This window comes from Variovorax sp. efr-133-TYG-130, from assembly GCF_030208835.1.
Classification (GTDB): Bacteria; Pseudomonadota; Gammaproteobacteria; order Burkholderiales; family Burkholderiaceae_C; genus Variovorax.
Genome location: NZ_JARVTD010000010.1, coordinates 614,954 through 632,209, shown reverse-complemented (window position 1 = coordinate 632,209; position 17,256 = coordinate 614,954). Strand labels below are relative to the sequence as shown.

The 17,256-nt window shown below is 68.2% G+C and carries 14 protein-coding genes; 13 read left to right on the top strand and 1 reads right to left on the bottom strand.

What is annotated here, in order from left to right; translation table 11 throughout:
* The 7 genes from QRN67_RS14360 to QRN67_RS14330 all read left to right on the top strand — a co-directional run bounded on the left by QRN67_RS14360 (position 1) and on the right by QRN67_RS14330 (position 9,084).
* The gene (locus QRN67_RS14360; RefSeq protein WP_081266411.1) at positions 1–840 is read left to right on the top strand and encodes an ABC transporter permease; all 840 of its coding nucleotides are present in this window, start codon (positions 1–3) and stop codon (positions 838–840) included.
* Entirely contained in the window at positions 840–1,880 is a 1,041-nt protein-coding gene (locus tag QRN67_RS14355; RefSeq protein ID WP_285412279.1) for an ABC transporter ATP-binding protein, read from the top strand. The genes QRN67_RS14360 and QRN67_RS14355 overlap by 1 nt, the downstream gene beginning before the upstream one ends.
* 157 nt (positions 1,881–2,037) lie before the next feature.
* A complete protein-coding gene (locus tag QRN67_RS14350; RefSeq protein ID WP_081266409.1) occupies positions 2,038–3,018 on the top strand; it encodes an ABC transporter ATP-binding protein in 981 nt (326 codons plus the stop codon).
* Positions 3,015–4,328 (top strand): amino acid deaminase, encoded by a 1,314-nt coding sequence (locus QRN67_RS14345; RefSeq protein ID WP_285412277.1) that lies wholly within the window; start codon positions 3,015–3,017, stop codon positions 4,326–4,328. Before QRN67_RS14350 ends, QRN67_RS14345 begins: the two co-directional genes overlap by 4 nt.
* A gap of 10 nt (positions 4,329–4,338) precedes the next feature.
* Positions 4,339–5,238, top strand: a complete 900-nt coding sequence (locus QRN67_RS14340) for a MurR/RpiR family transcriptional regulator (protein ID WP_081266407.1) — start codon at positions 4,339–4,341, stop codon at positions 5,236–5,238.
* Complete coding sequence (locus tag QRN67_RS14335; protein WP_285412276.1) at positions 5,231–6,712, top strand: N-acyl-D-amino-acid deacylase family protein; 1,482 nt, start codon at positions 5,231–5,233, stop codon at positions 6,710–6,712. The genes QRN67_RS14340 and QRN67_RS14335 overlap by 8 nt, the downstream gene beginning before the upstream one ends.
* Before the next feature lie 134 nt (positions 6,713–6,846).
* Entirely contained in the window at positions 6,847–9,084 is a 2,238-nt protein-coding gene (locus QRN67_RS14330) for a ParB/Srx family N-terminal domain-containing protein (RefSeq protein WP_285412274.1), read from the top strand.
* A gap of 115 nt (positions 9,085–9,199) precedes the next feature.
* Here QRN67_RS14330 and QRN67_RS14325 read toward each other — a convergent pair whose 3' ends face one another.
* Positions 9,200–10,138: a LysR family transcriptional regulator gene (locus QRN67_RS14325; RefSeq protein ID WP_106935514.1), complete on the bottom strand. Its 939-nt coding sequence runs from the start codon at positions 10,136–10,138 to the stop codon at positions 9,200–9,202.
* A gap of 138 nt (positions 10,139–10,276) precedes the next feature.
* Here QRN67_RS14325 and QRN67_RS14320 point away from each other — a divergent pair, with 138 nt between their 5' ends.
* The 6 genes from QRN67_RS14320 (at position 10,277) to QRN67_RS14295 (ending at position 17,183) form a co-directional block, all read left to right on the top strand.
* Complete coding sequence (locus tag QRN67_RS14320; protein WP_106935513.1) at positions 10,277–11,173, top strand: transporter substrate-binding domain-containing protein; 897 nt, start codon at positions 10,277–10,279, stop codon at positions 11,171–11,173.
* Positions 11,174–11,176: 3 nt separating this feature from the next.
* Positions 11,177–12,472: an aminotransferase class V-fold PLP-dependent enzyme gene (locus QRN67_RS14315; protein ID WP_285412272.1), complete on the top strand. Its 1,296-nt coding sequence runs from the start codon at positions 11,177–11,179 to the stop codon at positions 12,470–12,472.
* A 74-nt stretch (positions 12,473–12,546) separates the two neighbouring features.
* The gene (locus QRN67_RS14310; RefSeq protein ID WP_285412271.1) at positions 12,547–13,671 is read left to right on the top strand and encodes a hypothetical protein; all 1,125 of its coding nucleotides are present in this window, start codon (positions 12,547–12,549) and stop codon (positions 13,669–13,671) included.
* A gap of 37 nt (positions 13,672–13,708) precedes the next feature.
* Positions 13,709–14,962 carry a toxic anion resistance protein gene (locus tag QRN67_RS14305; RefSeq protein WP_285412270.1) on the top strand — a complete coding sequence of 418 codons (1,254 nt, stop codon included), beginning with the start codon at positions 13,709–13,711 and terminating at the stop codon, positions 14,960–14,962.
* Positions 14,959–16,554: a vWA domain-containing protein gene (locus tag QRN67_RS14300; protein WP_285412269.1), complete on the top strand. Its 1,596-nt coding sequence runs from the start codon at positions 14,959–14,961 to the stop codon at positions 16,552–16,554. Before QRN67_RS14305 ends, QRN67_RS14300 begins: the two co-directional genes overlap by 4 nt.
* A complete protein-coding gene (locus tag QRN67_RS14295) occupies positions 16,554–17,183 on the top strand; it encodes a hypothetical protein (RefSeq protein WP_285412268.1) in 630 nt (209 codons plus the stop codon). Before QRN67_RS14300 ends, QRN67_RS14295 begins: the two co-directional genes overlap by 1 nt.
* The last annotated feature ends 73 nt before the right edge of the window (positions 17,184–17,256 follow it).

Sequence of the window (17,256 nt, the reverse complement as noted above, 5' to 3'; positions counted from 1 at the left end):
ATGCGTATGCCCCGAATGCTCCGCCAGCTGATGCATCGCCGCATCGTGATGGTTTCCGCGCTGGTGCTGCTGGTGATTGCCGTCATGGCCATCGGCGCGCCACTGTTCGCCTCCGCCGACCCCAACGACACGGCCGTGCTGGAACGCCTGAAGGCGCCGAGCGCCGAGCACCTGCTCGGTACCGACGAACTGGGCCGCGACATGTATTCGCGCATCGTGCACGGCGCGCGCTACTCGCTGGCCATCGCGGCGCTCACGGCGCTGGGCGCGGTCGTCGCCGGCACGGTGCTGGGCCTGATGGCCGGCTTCTTCCGCCGGCTCGACACGCCGCTGATGCGCGTGGTCGACGCGATGATGTCCTTCCCCGACATCCTGCTGGCCATTGCGCTGGTGGCCATCCTCGGGCCATCGCTCATCAACACGGTGCTGGCGCTGGTGCTGGTTTACACGCCGCGCGTGGCGCGGGTGGTGCGCGCATCGACGCTGGTGGTGCGCGAACTGCTGTTCGTGGAGGCCGTGCGCGCGCTGGGCGTGCGCACCTCGCGCATCCTGTGGCGGCACATCTTGCCGAACCTGATGTCGCCGATCCTGGTGCAGGTGTCCTTCATCTTCGCCTACGCCATCCTGGCGGAAGCGGGGCTCTCGTTCCTCGGCGTCGGCGTGCCGCCCGAGATCCCGACCTGGGGCACCATGGTCGCGGGCAGCCAGCAGTACGCGCACCAGGCCTTCTGGGTGGTGCTGTTCCCGGGGCTCGCGATCATCTTCACGGCGCTGTCGCTGCAACTGCTGGGCGACGGCGTGCGAGATTTGCTCGACCCCAAGCTGAAGAAAACCTCGTGATGACGACGAACGCCAACAACACCCCACGCCTCGCGGTCAGCAACCTGAGCACCAGCTTCCCGACCGAAGACGGCCTCGTGCGTTCGGTGGCCGACGTGAGCTTTTCCATCCAGCCCGGCAAGACGACCGCGCTGGTCGGCGAATCGGGCTCGGGCAAGTCGGTCACCAGCCTCGCGCTGATGCGCCTGCTGCCCAAGACGGCGAACGCGCAGGTCAGCGGCAGCGCTTCCTTCGTGACGCGCGAAGGCAAGACGCTCGACCTGCTGCGCATCGGCGAACGCGAGATGCGCTCGCTGCGCGGCAACCAGCTGTCGATGATCTTCCAGGAGCCGATGACCAGCCTGAACCCGGTGTTCACCATCGGCGAGCAAATTGCGGAGAGCGTGCGCCTGCACAAGGGGCTGGACCGCAAGGCGGCGCTGGCCCATGCGCTGCGCATGCTGGAGCTGGTCGAGATACCGGCCGCGGCGCAACGCATCCACGAGTATCCGCACCAGCTCTCGGGCGGCATGCGGCAGCGCGTGATGATCGCGCTGGCCATGGCCTGCGACCCGACGCTGCTGATCGCCGACGAGCCCACCACCGCGCTCGACGTGACCATCCAGGCGCAGATCCTCGAACTCATGCGCCGGCTTCAGGCCGAGACGGGCATGAGCATCCTTTTCATCACGCACAACCTCGGCGTGGTCGCGCACCATGCCGACGACGTGGTGGTGCTGTATGCGGGGCGCGTGGTCGAAAGCGCTCCGGTGCGGCCGCTGTTCGCGCAGCCCGAGCATCCCTACACGCAGGGCCTGCTGGCCTGCTTGCCGGGCAAGGCGCGGTTGCCGGGGCAGCCCAAGCCCAAGCGGCTGTTCGCGATCCGCGGCCAGGTGTCGAGCCCGCTGGCGCCGCCGCCGGGATGCGCCTTCGAGCCGCGCTGCGACCTGGCGCTGCCCGCGTGCAGCGCGGCGATGCCGCCGCTGATCGAAACCCATCATGGGCGCGAGGCGCGCTGCGTGCGGGTGCAGCCGGCGCAACCTTTGGCGAGGGTTGCATGACGCTCACGCTGCTGTCTCCGTCTTGCTCCCTCCCCTTCCGGGGGAGGGCTGGGGTGGGGGCTCTGGGCAGTGGAGACCGTCGCAACAATGAAACGGCCGCGTGCCCCCACCCCAACCCTCCCCCGGAAGGGGAGGGAGCCAATACCGAATACCCACGATGACCACCGCCGCCCCCCTCATCGAAGTCCGCGGACTCAAGAAATACTTCGGCAGCAGCGACCGCCCGGTGCGCGCGGTCGACGACGTGTCTTTCGCGATCCAGCCCGGCGAAACGCTGGGCCTGGTCGGCGAATCGGGCTCCGGCAAGAGCACCATCGGCCGCACCGTGCTGCGGCTGCTCGAGCGCACCAGCGGCCAGGTGCTGTACCGCGGCGACGACATCGGCGCGCTGTCGGGCGAGCGCATGCGCAAGCTGCGCAGCAAGCTGCAGATCATCTTCCAGGACCCGTACGCGAGCCTGAACCCCAAGATGCGCATCAGCGCCATCCTCGGCGAGGCGCTCTCCACGCACGGCCTGCACAAGGGCGCCGCCGCGCGCGACAAGCGCATCGCCGAGCTGCTGGAAACCGTGGGCCTGCGCGCGGAGCATGCGAGCCGTTTTCCGCACGAGTTCTCGGGCGGGCAGCGCCAGCGCATCGGCGTGGCGCGCGCGCTGGCGGTGGAGCCCGAATTCATCGTGGCCGACGAGCCGCTGTCGGCGCTCGACGTTTCCATCCAGTCGCAGGTCATCAACCTGCTGGCCGACCTGCGCGAGCGCCTCGGCCTGACGATGCTCTTCATTTCGCACGACCTCGACGTGGTCGAGTACCTGTGCGACCGCGTGGTGGTGCTTTACCTGGGCAAGGTGATGGAAGTCGCCACCACCGACGAGCTGTTCGCGCGCCCCGCGCACCCCTACACCCGCGCGCTGCTGGCCGCCAGCCCCAAGCCCGACCCCGAGGTGGCGACCGAGCGCATCGCGCTGAAGGGCGACATTCCCAGCCCCATCTCGCCGCCCTCGGGCTGCGTGTTCCGCACGCGCTGCCCGCATGCCATCGAGGCCTGCGCCCAGGCCGTGCCGCCGCTCGAAGAAATTTCGGCAGGACACTACAGCGCCTGCATCCGAACCAGAGAACTTCCATCCAACATCGCCGCATGACCTCCGTGACCTCCATGACCGCCGCCAACGATTTCAACGACCCGCTGCTGGGCAGCAACTTCAAGGGCTATCCGCGCACGCAGGCGCCGCGCCGCCGCAGCGAAGTCGGCGCCGCCGGATGGAACGTGCTCGCCGGCGACCTGCCGCTGCCGCTGGCCGTGCTCAAGCGCGAGGCGCTGGAGCACAACCTGGCCTGGATGCAGTCGCGCGTGCGCGAGTGGGGCATCGACCTCGCGCCGCACGGCAAGACCACCATGTCGCCGCAGCTGTTCCAGCGCCAGCTCGACGCCGGCGCCTGGGGCCTGACCTTCGCCACGGTCACGCAACTGGCCGTGGGCGTGGCGGCCGGCGCGCGCCGCACGGTCATCGCCAACCAGGTGGTGAGCGACGAAGACCTGGCGGGCATCCAGATGCTGCTGAGCCAGCATGCCGACCTGCGCATCGTGTTCCTGGTCGATTCGCTGGCGCAGCTCGCGCTGATCGAAGACTGGTCGAACCGCCATCCCGCCAGCGTGCCCTTCGAGGTGATGATCGAGATCGGCGTGGAGGGCGCCCGCACCGGCTGCCGCACGCATGAGGAAGCCGTGGCGCTGGCCACGCGGCTGCGTGCCAGCGATGCGGTCAAGCTGGTGGGCATCGAATGCTACGAAGGGCAGGGCGCCACCGGCCAGAGCGAGCCCGACGCGGCCTATGCCAAGGCGCTGATGGACCGCGTGGAAGCTGTTGCGCGGCATTGCGATACCGGGAAGCTGTTCGAGTGCGACGAGGTGCTGGTCTCGGCCGGCGGCTCGGCCATCTTCGACCTCGTGGCGGGCCGGCTCAAGCCGGCGCTCGGCGCGCCGGTGCGCGGCCTGCTGCGCTCGGGCTGCTACGTCACGCACGACCATGGCTTCTACAAGCGCATGGTGAGCGCGGTCGACGAGCGCCTGGGCTGCGGTTGCGGCGAAAGCCTGGTGCCGGCGATGGAAGTGTGGGCCACGGTGCAATCGCGCCCCGAGCCCGGCCTGGCGATCCTGGCGGTGGGCAAGCGCGACATCTCCTTCGATCTCGCGCTGCCGGTGCCCATCGCACGCGCCGCGCGCGGCGTGCTGCAGCCGCAGGCCGTGCCCGCCGGCTGGAAGATCACCGCGCTGAACGACCAGCACGCCTACCTGCGCTGGGATGCGAATGAGGAAGCCGAGGCGCCCAAGGTGGGTGACCGTGTCGGCCTCGGGATTTCGCACCCCTGCACCACCTTCGACAAATGGCACTGGATGCCGGTGGTCGAGAACGACTACCGCGTGAGCGACGCCGTCGCCATGCACTTCTGAGCACGCTGCGATGACCCCCTCCCTGCTCCAGAAAATCGCGCAGATACGCAGCGACGCCCCGGCGACGCGGCGCGCGATTCTCGACCTGATCCTCGAAGACCCCGACCGCGTGCTCGAAGAGAGCTTCGAACAGCTGGCAGAGCGCTCGCGCAGTTCGGTGCCGACCATCATGCGCACCTGCCGCGACCTCGGTTTTGCCGGATTGCGCGAGTTCAAGCTCGCGCTCGCGCAGGAGCTGGCGCTGGGCGGTTCGCCGCTGCACCGCCGCGTGAACATCGAGGACGCGGCCGACGAAGTGGTCGGCAAGATCGCGCGCAGCGCGGCGGCATCGGTCTCGGGCGTGCGCGGGCAGCTCGACATGCAGGTGCTCGACGGCGCGGTGGCGGCCATCGCGGCGGCGCCGCATGTGGACCTGTACGGCGCGGGCGCCACATCGTGGTTCATGGCCAACGACCTGCAGGCGCGGCTGTTCCGCCTGGGCCTGTCGGCCAATGCCTGGGCCGACTACCACCTGCAGCAGGTGGCCGGCGCGGCGCAGCGCCCGGGCGGTGTGGTCATCGCCATATCGCACGTGGGCGGCATGCCGTCGCTGCTCGACGCGGTGGACATCGCGCGCGGGCAGGGCGCCAAGGTGGTCGCGCTGACGCGGCCCGGCACGGCGCTCGCGGCCAAGGCCGACTTTCTTCTGGGCCTGTCGGTGCCCGACGACGCGGTGATGCACGTGGGCATCGACGCCTACCTGACGCACCTCACGGCCATCGAGATACTGACGGTGCTGGTGGCGCAGCGGCGCGGCGAGCCCGCGGTGCAGCGCCTGCAGCGCGCGCGCGACGCATTCCAGCGGCACGGCATCGATGCGACCACGCATCCGCTGCAGAGCTGGGACGGCGGGGGTGTCAAGCATGGCTGACAACAACGCATCATCGAAGGCCGTGCTGCTCGAAGGAGGCCTGGTGGTCGACGGCTCGGGCGGGCCTTCGTGGCCCGGCGACGTGCTGCTGCAGGGCGACCGCATCGTCGCGCTGGGCGAGGGCCTGCGCGGGCGGCTGCCCCAAGGCCTGGCGCTGGCGGACATCGACATCGTCGACTGCCGCGCCAAGGTCATCGCGCCCGGCTTCATCGATGCGCACACGCACGATGACGCCATCGTGCTGCGCGACCCGCTGTGCCTGCCCAAGGTGTCGCAGGGCATCACCACCGTGGTGACCGGCAACTGCGGCATTTCGCTCGCGCCGTACCGCACGCCGCAATCGCTGCCGCCGCTCACGCTGCTGGGCGCCGATTCGTTCAAACACGCGAGCATGGCCGAGTACCGCGCCGCGGTCGATGCGACCCAACCCGCGCTCAACGTGGCCGCGTTGGTGGGCCACACCACCTTGCGCTTCGCGGCCATGGAAGCGCTCGACCGGCCCGCGAGCGCCGAAGAGCTGGCGCGCATGGAAGCGCTGCTCGACAGCTGCATGGCCGACGGCGCGCACGGCATGTCGTCCGGCCTGTTCTATGAAGAAGCCTTTGCCGCGCCGACCGAAGAGGTCACGGCGCTGGCGCGCGTGGTGGCCCGCCACGGCGGCGTGTACGCCACGCACCTGCGCAGCGAGATGCAGCAGATCATCGAGGCCCTGCACGAGGCCGGCGACTGCGCCTTCGAGGCCGGCGTGCCGCTGGTCATCTCGCACCACAAGTGCGCCGGCCCCGCCAACTGGGGCCGCACCAGGGAGACGCTGCCGCTGATCGAGTCGTTCGCGCGGCGCCAGAAGATCGCGATGGACGTGTACCCCTACGTGGCCGGCTCCACCGTGCTGCGCGAGGACCTGGTCGACGGCGTGATCGACGTGCTGCTCACCTGGTCCGACCCGCATCCCGAGATGACGGGCCGCCTCATCTCCGACATCGCGCGCGAATGGGGCACCACCGAGCAGGAGGCCTGCCTGCGGCTGAAGCCCGGCGGCGCCTGCTACTTCCAGATGCAGGAGGAAGACGTGGAGCGCGTCATTGCGCATCCGCTCACCATGATCGGCAGCGACGGCCTGCCACACGACCGGCATCCGCATCCGCGGCTGTGGGGCGCTTTCCCTCGCGTGTTCGCGCGCTACTGGCGCCAGCGACGGCTGTTCTCGCTGGAGCAGGCCGTGCACAAGATGACCGGCATGACCGCGCGCAACCTGCGCATCGCCGACCGTGGCCTGCTGCGCGTGGGTGCGATGGCCGACGTGGTCGTGTTCGACCCCGAGACCATCGCCGACACCGCCACCTACGACCAGCCGCATGGCGTGAGCCTGGGCGTGGAGCGGGTGTTCGTGAACGGCGTGCTGGCCTATCGCGGCGGCGAGGCCGAGGCGCGGGTGCTGTCGCGCGCGGGGCGGATGCTGACGCGCGCGGCCTAGGCCGTTCATCGGCGGAGGCCGTTGCTCACGGTTATTCACAAAGTTGTCACCTTAAGTTCACAGAATCGGGCCGCTTCCAGCAGCCCCGGGGCCAAGGCTTGTCCCGGGTGTTCAGCCCCTTTCTGTGGACTCACATGACAAAAAATAAATGGACCCGCGCCCGCGTCGCGGGCCTGGCCGGCATCGCGGCCATTTCGCTCGCGGCCTGTGGCGGCGGCGGTGGTGGAGGAGGAGGTACTTTCTTCCCGGCCAGCGGCCCTTCGGCCGGCAATGGCGGCAACAACAGCAACAATCAGCCCGCGCCGGCCGCCGTGGCCCTGCAGCCGCTGGTGGGCGGCTCGCAGTATTCGGGCACGGCCAGCTTCGGCGACACCGTGTCCATTGCGCTCGACCAGCCCGCCGCCGGCAAGCTCACGCTGCGCTTCGTCGATTCACGCTTCGGCCTCGCGGGCTCGGTGAGCGCAAGCTACGCCACGCAGCCTGACGGCTCGCTGCTGGCCAGCAACTTCGCGGCTGTCGCCGGCACCGGCGTGCCAGACGCACTGGTCGCGGCGCTGGCCAAGCTCAGCCTGCGCTTCCAGCTCGACGGCAGCCTGCTCAGCGGTTCGCTGGCGCAGGTTCCCAACCTCAAGGCGGGCAACGGCGCGGTGCTGCAGGGCGAGATCGCCGCGTCGAACCAGGGCGTGGCCGACGTGTCGCGGCTTGCCGGCGTCTACAACTTCATCAAGCTCACCAGCGCGTACAACGCCAAGGGCATGGTGCAGGGCGCTCCCGCATCCGACTTCGGCCAGCTGAGCATCAAGGCCGACGGCAGCGTGCGTGCCTGCATGGGCCAGGCCTATGTTGACGGCTGCAGCGGCGGCCAGGCCGGCCTGCTCGCCGCCGAAGGCGACCAGAAGACCTACCCCGGCGCATTGGCGCTGACCCTGGGCGGCCAGCGCATCGGCCGCGTCATGGTCAACGCGCAGTCGGGCGCGGCCACGCTGCTCGCCGACGAATTCGCAACCACCGCCGCCGACGGCAGCTTCCGCACCGGCACCTGGGTGCTGCAGAGCGCGACCACCGCGCTGGCCGCCACCGCACTCGACGGCGAGTGGCTGTGCAGCCAGCCCGAGCTCGACCCCGCCACCGGCGCACTCACCGGTCGCACGCAGCGCAACTTCGTGTCGATCGGCGCCAACCTGCTGCAGACCGACACCATCGACAACGACGTCAAGCTCAGCGTCAACGCTGGCATCGGCGGCGCGGCGACCTCCACCGTCAGCGGCATGAACGGCCTCGTCGCCGGCCAGTGGGTCGACAGCCAGAAGATCGGACGCGTGCTGCTGCCCGTGGGCAAGCAGACGGCGTACTACATCGGCTCGGCTGCGAGCACGGGCGTGGCGGCTACGCCTATCTCGGGTGTGTGCCGTGCACTGCCGGTGCCGGCGGTGAGCAATACCTATGCGTCGGCCACCGTTGGCAGCGCCATGGACATCCGCATCGGCGACGCGCATCCCACGCAGCCGGCCATCGGCTACGACCAGATCTACTACAAGCAGGGGCGCTACCGCAAGACCAAGGATTCGGCCGGCAACGACTCGACGCAGTGGAAGAAGGAATTCGACGACTACTGCGAAGCCGTGGGCCTGACCGACGGTGCCAAGGGCTCGACGGTCATCGCGGGTACTTCCTTGCTGACCGACCCCGGCAGCTTCACCTGCTCGACCAAGAATGCCTTCGACATCACCGCGCTGAAGTCCGCCGTGGTCGGCCCGCGCGGCGTGCTGTACCTGACGGACGGCCACCATACCCTCACCAGCTTCTGGGAAGCGCCGAACGGCGGCGGCCCCGAAGTCAAGGTCAAGGTGGTGAAGAAGGGCCACTACATGGACCTGAACAACGCCAGCTTCTGGCGCACGATGCGCCAGAACAAGTTCGTGTGGCTCAAGCTGCCCGACGGCAGCGCCATCACGCCGGCCGAACTGCCGCCGCTGCTGGGCCTGAGCAACGGCCTGAAGGACGACCCGTACCGCGCGCTGCTGTACTTCACTCGCGACCTCGGCTACAAGCAGCCAGCCAACAGCACCGAGTTCCTGGAGTTCTACTGGTCCGAATGGCTGCAGGCCGCGCCGCAGAGCCTCAAGCTCTCGGCCTACAAGCTGACCGATGCGACGAGCTACCTGCAGGCCATCCAGGCGGCCTCGGGCCTGATGAACGCGACGCCGGACACCACCATCATCGGTTCGTCCGGCCTGACGGCGCTGCAGATGGGCAAGCTCTCGACCTTCGACACCGCGACCTTCAATGACCTGAACACGCCGATGACGGCCGCCAAGCCCGGCAAGCTCGCGTACGCCCTGGACTACCGCGCTTCGCTGGCGGCGAGATAGGGCTCCGGCAGCTCGCTGCGCGAGACACAAGGCCGGGCATTGACCCGGCCTTTTTTCTTGTGCGGCGCGGCAGGACATGCGCGGGCCCGCGCTGGCCTCTGCCTCCCCCCCTTGCCTAGCCCTCAGCCGCAGCGCGCACCTCGTCTTCCTCCGCCGGCTGCGCCTGAAACATCCTTGAAAAGTCGCAGCACTCCTGCGCCAGCATCACGATCGACGAGGTGAGGGCGCTGCGGTGCTCGCCCTTGTGCATCGCCACGTAGTGCACCAGCGGCAGCGCGGGCGTCACGTCGATCACCGCGAGCATGCCGGCCGCCACCAGCGGCTCCAGGCACTGGCGCGGCAGGTAGCTCACGCCCAGGCCCGACACGGTGAGCCCGGTCAGCGCCACCAGGTTGCTCACCACGATCACGTCGGCCGGCTGCACGCCCTGTTCCTTCATCCAGGCGTCGTAGGCGCGGCCGGTGCCCGAGCTGTTGCCCTGCACCAGCATGCGGTGGCGCGCCAGCTCGTGCAGCCGCATGTTGCCTGCTGCGGGCACCACGCCTGGCTTGCACATCCACATGCTCTTGACCTTGCCGATGACCTTGTGCGGCATGCGCGAGTCGGCGAAGGTCTCGGGCACGATGACGAGGTCCAGCTCGTCGGCCTGCAGCTTGTCGCGCAGCTTCAGGCTGTCGTCCACGTCGGGCTCCAGGATCACTTTGGGGTAGTGCTGGCGGATCAGACCGACCAGCCGCGGCAGCCAGGTCATGGCCGTGAGTTCGGTCACGCCGATGCGGATGCGGCGCTCCACCACGCCGGGCTTGCCGAACTGCTCGATGGCCGCGTCGCGCTGCGCCAGCAGCTTCTGCGCGAGCACGTACATCTCCTCGCCCTTTTCGGTGAGGCGCGCGGTGCGCTGGCTGCGGTCGAACAGCTCGGTGTCGAACAGCAGCTCCAGCTCATGCACCCGCTTGGAAATGGCCGACTGCGAGGCATGCAGCTGGTTGGCCGCCTGGGCGAAGCCGCCGAGCCGGGCGATCCAGTAGAGGGCTTCGAGTTGCTTGAAGGTCATCACGGCGGCGGGTCCCGAAAATGGGCAAATGAAACACTTTTATTCATGCGATTCGATCACAAAAAATCGCTTTTGGAAATTCATCGAGAGGCAGAAGATTCGCCCAAGCCAATGTCATCGACTCTTCAAGGAACCACCATGGACTTCAGGAAACTGCCCCTCGCGCTCGGTCTCACCCTTGCTTTCGCCTGCGGCGCCGCCAGCGCCCAGGACGGCGGCACGCTTCAGAAGATCAAGGACAGCGGCTTCATCCAGATCGGCGGGCGCGACAGCCAGATTCCCTTCTCGTACAAGCTCGGCTCCGACAGCGCTTCCATCGGCTTCACCAACGACATCTGCCTGAAGATCGTCGACGCGGTGAAGGCCAAGCTGGGCCTGGCCAAGCTCGATGTGCGCTACACCATGCTCAACTCGGCCAACCGCATTCCGCTGCTGCAGAACGGCACGGTCGACCTCGACTGCGCGACCACCACCAACACCACCCAGCGCCAGCAGCAGGTCGACTTCGCGCCCAGCCACTTCGTGACCAACATCACCGCTGCGGTGCGCAAGGACTCGGGCATCAACACCTTCGCCGACCTCAACGGCAAGAACGTGGCCACCGTCACCGGCAGCACCTCGATCCAGCTGCTGCGCGGCGTGCGCAAGAACGGCGCCATCGAGGTCCACGAGATCGCAGGCAAGGACACGTCCGACGGCTTCCTGCTGCTGTCCAGCGGCCGCGCCGACGCCTACGTGCTCGACGACGTGCAACTGGCCGGCATGATCGCCAGCGCGCCCAACCCGGGCGACTACAAGATCCTCAAGGAATCGCTGCGCCAGGAGCCCTACGGCATCATGCTGCGCAAGGACGATCCGCAGTTCAAGGCCGTGGTGGACGAGACCGTCACCGGCCTCATGAAGTCCGGCGCCATCGAGCAGCTCTACACCAAGTGGTTCATGTCGCCGATCCCGCCGAGGAACGCGAACCTGAATTTCCCGATGACGGACGCGGTGCGCGAGATCTACAAGAACCCCAACAACAAGGGCGTCTGACCGATGGCAGCCGAACTCCAACAGCAATATCCGCGAGGCCTGGCCTTCTCCGATGCGCTGATGCGCGAGGTGCAGCAGCGCTTCATCGGCGTCGAGCATGACCACCACGGGCGCGAGCGCCTGTACTTCGACAACGCCGGCGGCTCGTTCCGGCTGAAGGCGGCGGTCGAACGCTTCGCGCAGGTCGACGCCATACCCGACAACGCCGAGCGCATCCACGCCACGGCCGTCGAGCTGCAGGACATCCAGGCCAAGGGCAGCGAAGACCTGCGCACCATCCTCAATGCCAGGGGCGGCAGCGTGTACGCCTCGTTCTCCGCTTCAGGCGCCATGTTCGATATGGTGCGCGCCATTGCCGAGAACGTGCCGGGCACGAACATGGTCACCACCGTGCTCGAACATCCTTCCGCATTCGACGCGATGAGCCTCTACGCCGAGCGCCTGGGCCGCGAGCTGCGGGTGGCGCCGAGCAACCCGGTCACCGGCGGCATCGACGTGGAAGAGATCGTGCGGCTGGTCGACAAGGACACCTGCCTGCTCAACGTGATCTACGCGTCGAACATCTCGGGCGCCAAGCTCGACATGGAGGCCATCGTGCGCCGCGCGCGCGAGATCAAGCCCGACCTCTACATCCTGGTCGACGCCGTGCAGCACGCGCCGCACGGCCTCATCGACCTGCAGAAGACACCGGTGGATGGCATCAACCTCGCGCCGTACAAGTTCTTCGGCTGCCGTGGCTCTGGGCTGTCGTGGCTGTCGGAGCGCGCGGCCGTGCTGCCGCACCACAAGCTGGCCGGCAAGAAGCCCGGCTACTGGGACCTCGGCAGCTCGGCGCCCTGGCAGTTCGCGGTGCTCACCGAGATCGTCGACTACGTGTGCTGGCTTGGCGGCCACTTCAGCGACGCCACCGACCGCCGCGCATTGTTCGTGGCCGGCATCACGCACATCGAGCTGCACGAGCGCGCGCTGCTGGCCCTGCTGCTGGACGGCAACGGGAACGCCACCGGCATGCGCGAGATGCCCGGCGTGGAAGTGTTCCTCGACCACGAGGACCTGACGAAGCGCGACCTGATCCTGGGCATCGGTTTCGACCGCATCGACTGCACGCAGGCGGTGGTCGAATATGCGAAGCACGGCGTGACCGTGTACGAGCGCGTGGCCACCAGTATCTATTCGAAGCGCATGCTCGAATCCTTCGGCATCGCGGGCACCGTGCGGGTGTCGCCGCTGCACTGCAATTCGGTGGCCGACGTGGAGAAATTCCTGCGCATCACCGCGCGGATCGCCGCTGACACCTGACTGTCATATTCCGTCATATTGCGTCGGCAGAATGTTTCTCGACCCCCGCTCACAGGGGGCGAGGAGCATGAGACTTGGAAATTCGCAAGCTGATCGCGCCGGTGCTGGCCGCGGTCCTGCTGGCCGCGGTGGCGGGCGGCGTCTGGTATTCGAACACCCGCCTGCACGATGACTCGGCCACCGCCGCGGCGACCCGCATCGAACAAGACAAACAGGTCACGCTGCGCGGCCTGATCGGCTCCGAGAAAGAAACCTTCTTTGCCGACCCGCGCGTGCAGAAAGCCCTTGCCGCGCAGGGCATCACCGTGGTGGTCGAGAAGGCCGGCTCCCGCGCCATTGCCAGCCGCTACGACGCCAGCAAGTTCGACTTCGGATTCCCCTCGGGCGCGCCCGCCGCGGCGCAGCTCAAGACGCTGGCCAAGGCGCCCAACGTCTTCAATCCGTTCTACACGCCCATCGTGCTGGCCAGCTGGCGGCCGATTGCCGAGATCCTCGTGGCCAACGGCATCGCGCAGAAGCAGGGCGACTTCTACTACGTGGTCGACCTGCCGGGCCTGATGGCCATGATCGAGAAGGGCACGCGCTGGAAGGAGCTCAAGGCGAGCAGCGCGTTCTCCACCAGCAAGTCGCTGCTCATCAACTCGACCGACGTGCGCACCTCCAACTCGGCGGCCATGTACCTGGCGCTGGCGAGCTACCTGGCCAACAGCCAGCAGATCGTGCAGAGCCAGCAGGACGTGGACCGCGTCATGCCGGTGGTCGCGCCGCTCTTCCTGCGGCAGGGCTTCCAGGAGCAGTCGTCGGCCGGGCCGTTCGAAGACTACCTGGCGCTCGGCATGGGCAAGGCGCCGCTGCTGGTGGCCTACGAGTCGCAGATGGTCGAGTTCTGGCTCAAGAACCCCGACCGGCTCAAGAGCGACATGGTGCTGCTCTATCCCAAGCCCACCGTCTATTCGAAGCATGTGTTGGTGCCCTACACGCCGGGCGGCGCGCGCCTGGGCGCGGCACTCGAAAACGATCCGGCCCTGCGCGAACTGGCCCACGAATACGGCTACCGCACCGGCGGCGACACCAAGGGCCCTGAGACCTGGGCCGCGCGCGGCGTGAAGGTGCCGGACGTGCTCGTCGACGTGATCGACCCGCCGAGCTTCGAGTGGCTCGAGCGGATGACCGCGGGCATCGAAGCCCGCTTCAAGTGAATCGACGAACAGACAACGAACGAACCGAGGATCGACCATGAACGCGCCTGTCACCACTGCAACCACCACCACCGCCGCAACCGCGCCCATCGACCTGCAGCCGCCGCAGGCCTTCACGCTGGAGCCGCCCGCGCCCGTCGCGCCGGTGCCGGTCGAATCGGCCAGCGGCAAGGTGCGCCTGAAGCCCGAGGACGTGGCCGATCTCGACGCGCAGGTGGCGCGTTTCATCGACGACATCACCCAGCACGACAGCCAGCATCCGCAGTTCAAGGAAGCGGTGGAGCGCATCCACTCGATGGGCAGCAAGGACATCGAGGCCTCGGCTTCGGTGTCCAACCGCATGCTTGAGCGGCCCGTGGGCTCGCTGCGCAACGGCCTGTTCGACAAGGGCGCGCAGATCGGCCAGTCGCTCATCGACCTGCGCCACCAGGTGGAAGACCTCGATCCCTCGAAGCAGGGCGACCTGTTCTCGGCGCGCAAGCTGCTGGGCATCATTCCTCTGGGCAACAGGCTGCTGGCCTACTTCGAGCGCTACCAGTCGTCGCAGTCGCACCTGAACGCCATCATCGAATCGCTCAAGCGCGGCAAGGACGAGCTGCTTCGCGACAACACCGCCATCGAGCAGGAAAAGGTCAACCTCTGGACGCTGATGGAGCGGCTCGAGAAATACGTGCACATCGGCAAGGCGCTGGACGGCCAGCTCGACGCCAAGGCGCGCGTGCTGGAAACCACCGACCCCGAGAAGGCGCGCGTGATCCGCGAGGAAATGCTGTTCTATTCGCGCCAGAAGGTCACCGACCTGCTCACCCAGCTCGCGGTGAACATCCAGGGCTACCTGGCGCTGGACATGATCCGCAAGAACAACCTGGAGCTGATGAAGGGGGTGGACCGCGCCACCACCACCACCGTGGCCGCGCTGCGTACCGCGGTGATCGTGGCGCAGGCGCTGTCCAACCAGAAGCTGGTGCTCGACCAGATCAGCGCGCTCAACGCCACCACCGGCAACCTCATCGCCAGCACCAGCGAGATGCTGCGCGACCAGAGCAGCGCCATCCACCAGCAGGCCGCCTCCAGCACCATCGAGATCGCCAAGCTGCAGCAGGCCTTTGCCAACATCTACCAGACCATGGACACGATCGCCGACTTCAAGAGCCGGGCGCTCGACTCCATGCAGACCACGGTGGACACGCTGACGAACGAAGTCGCCAAGAGCCGCACCTACCTCGACCGCGTGCGCCGCCAGGAAACGAGCGAGGCGCTGCAGCAGCCGCGCGGCGAGGTCGCACTGTGAGCCTGTGGTCGCGCCGGCTGGCGCTGACGCTGCTGGCGGCGTTGTCGCTGGGCCTTGCGGCTTGCGGCAAGGATGAATCGCAGGGCAACCCGGCGCCTGCTGCAGATACGGCCGCCTTCTCCATCCTCGCGGGCTCGGAACTGAAGGACATCGAAGGCCCCGTCGTCGATGCCGCCAAGGCGGCCGGCGTGGAGGTGAAGTTCTCGTACGCCGGCACGCTGGACATCGTCGAGCGCATCAACGCCGGCGAGCGCTTCGACGCGATCCTTCCGCCCAACGGCGCCTACCCCGCGCTGGCGCTGCAGACCAAGCCGCTGGCGCGCGACAAGCTCTTCTACTCGCGCATTGCGCTCGGCGTGAAGAACGCCAAGGCCGCGCAGCTCGGCTGGAACCGGAAGCCGCCGGGCTGGGCCGAGATCGCCAAGGCCGCGGGCTCCGGCCAGCTGCGCTACGGCATGACCAACGCCACCAGCTCCAACACCGGCATGAGCGCGCTCTTCGCCGTGGCCTCCGCACTGGCCGGCAAGACGGAAGACCTGACGGCGCAGGACGTGGACGAGAAGACGCTCAAGGCCTTTCTCTCGGGCCAGAAGTTCACTGCGGGCAGCTCGGGCTGGCTGGCCGACGCCTACGTGAAAGACCCGTCAGCCATCGACGCGATGGTCAACTACGAGGCGGTGATCCTGCGCGCCAACGAGAAGCTGCCCAAGGCCGACCAACTCGCGCTGATCTACCCGCGCGACGGAATGATCTCGGCCGACTATCCGCTGATGCTGCTAAACGACCGCAAGCGCGATGCCTACACCCGGCTGGTCGGCGCGCTCAAGGCCGCGCCGTTCCAGCGCGATGCCTTGTCGGTTGCTTTCCTGCGCCCCGCCAATCCGGAGGTTGCCGCCGCCAGCGCGCTGCCCACCGCCGCCGTGGCCGAGCTGGGCTTTCCCAACCGGCTGGAGGTGATCGACGCGGTGCTCGGCACCTACCAGTCGCAATGGCGCAAGCCCGCCACCTCGATCTTCGTGCTCGACCTCAGCGGCTCGATGCAGGGCGCGCGGCTGGAGTCGATGCGCGAGGCGCTCAAGCTGCTGTCGGGCGCAGATGCGGCCAGCACCGCCGCGGCCACCGCCAGCACGCGCTACAGCGCTTTCCAGAGCCGTGAGCGCGTGGTGCTCATCACCTTCGCCACCCGGGTGCAGGCCCCGGTGTGGGTGCGCTTCGAAGCCGACCAGATCGACAGCGCCCGCGCCGAGCTGCGCCAGCGCGCCGATGCCATGAAGGCCGACGGCGGCACCGCCATCTACTCGGCGCTGGCCGCCGCCGAAGACCTCGCGCGGCAGGAGCAGCAGAACGACCCCGGGCGCTTCGTCAGCATCGTGCTGCTGACCGACGGCGAGAACAACTCCGGGCTGCGGCCGAGCGAGTTCCACGACCGCTATGCGGCAGGCGGCCTGCCGGCGCGCATCTTCCCGATCCTGTTCGGCGAAGGCAACGTGGACGAGATGCGGCAGATCGCGCAGCTCTCTGGAGGCCGCGAATTCGACGGCCGCAAGCTGCGGCTGGCGCAGGTGTTCAAGGAAATCCGGGGCTACCAGTGATGCCGGAGCGTTCGCTGAAGCTGCGCGCGCTGCTGTTCCTCTACGGCAACGGCAACATCCTGGGCTGCGCGCTGGCGCTGCTGGGGCCGGCGCTGCTGTTCGCGGGCGTGATCGATCGGGGCTGGCTGCTGATCACCGCCGGCCTGTACGCGGCCGGCTGGCTCATGGGCCGCAAGGCGCCCGAGCTGGAGCGCCGCATCGAAGACAGCCTCAGTGTGGAGCAGACGCTGGAGCGCCTCGACCGCGTGGTCGCGCAGGCGCAGCCGCACCTCACAGACGACATGCGCAAGAGCCTGGACAACGTGCGCGGCTCGGTGGGCGAGGTGCTGCCGCGGCTGGTGGGCGCCGGCGCGCACGGCGACGACCTCTTCACCGTGCGCGAGACCGTGCTGCGCTACCTGCCCGAAACGCTCGCCAACTACGTCGCGCTGCCCCCGGCCTTTCGCATGACGCATGCGGTGAAGGATGGCAAGACGGCGCGCCAGTTGCTCGGCGAACAGCTGGGCCTGCTCGATGCCAAGCTGCGCGAGATCGTCGCGAACGTGGCGTCGAGCGATGCCGCCGCGCTGGTGGCCAACGGGCAGTTCCTCGAGAAGAAATTCCGCCAGCCCGACTTCCTGGCCAGCTGAACCAGGCCGCCTTGAAGGCTTGCGCGCCGGCCTCGATGCGCTGCGCCATGTTCCAGGCGCGCGCCTGGCCGCG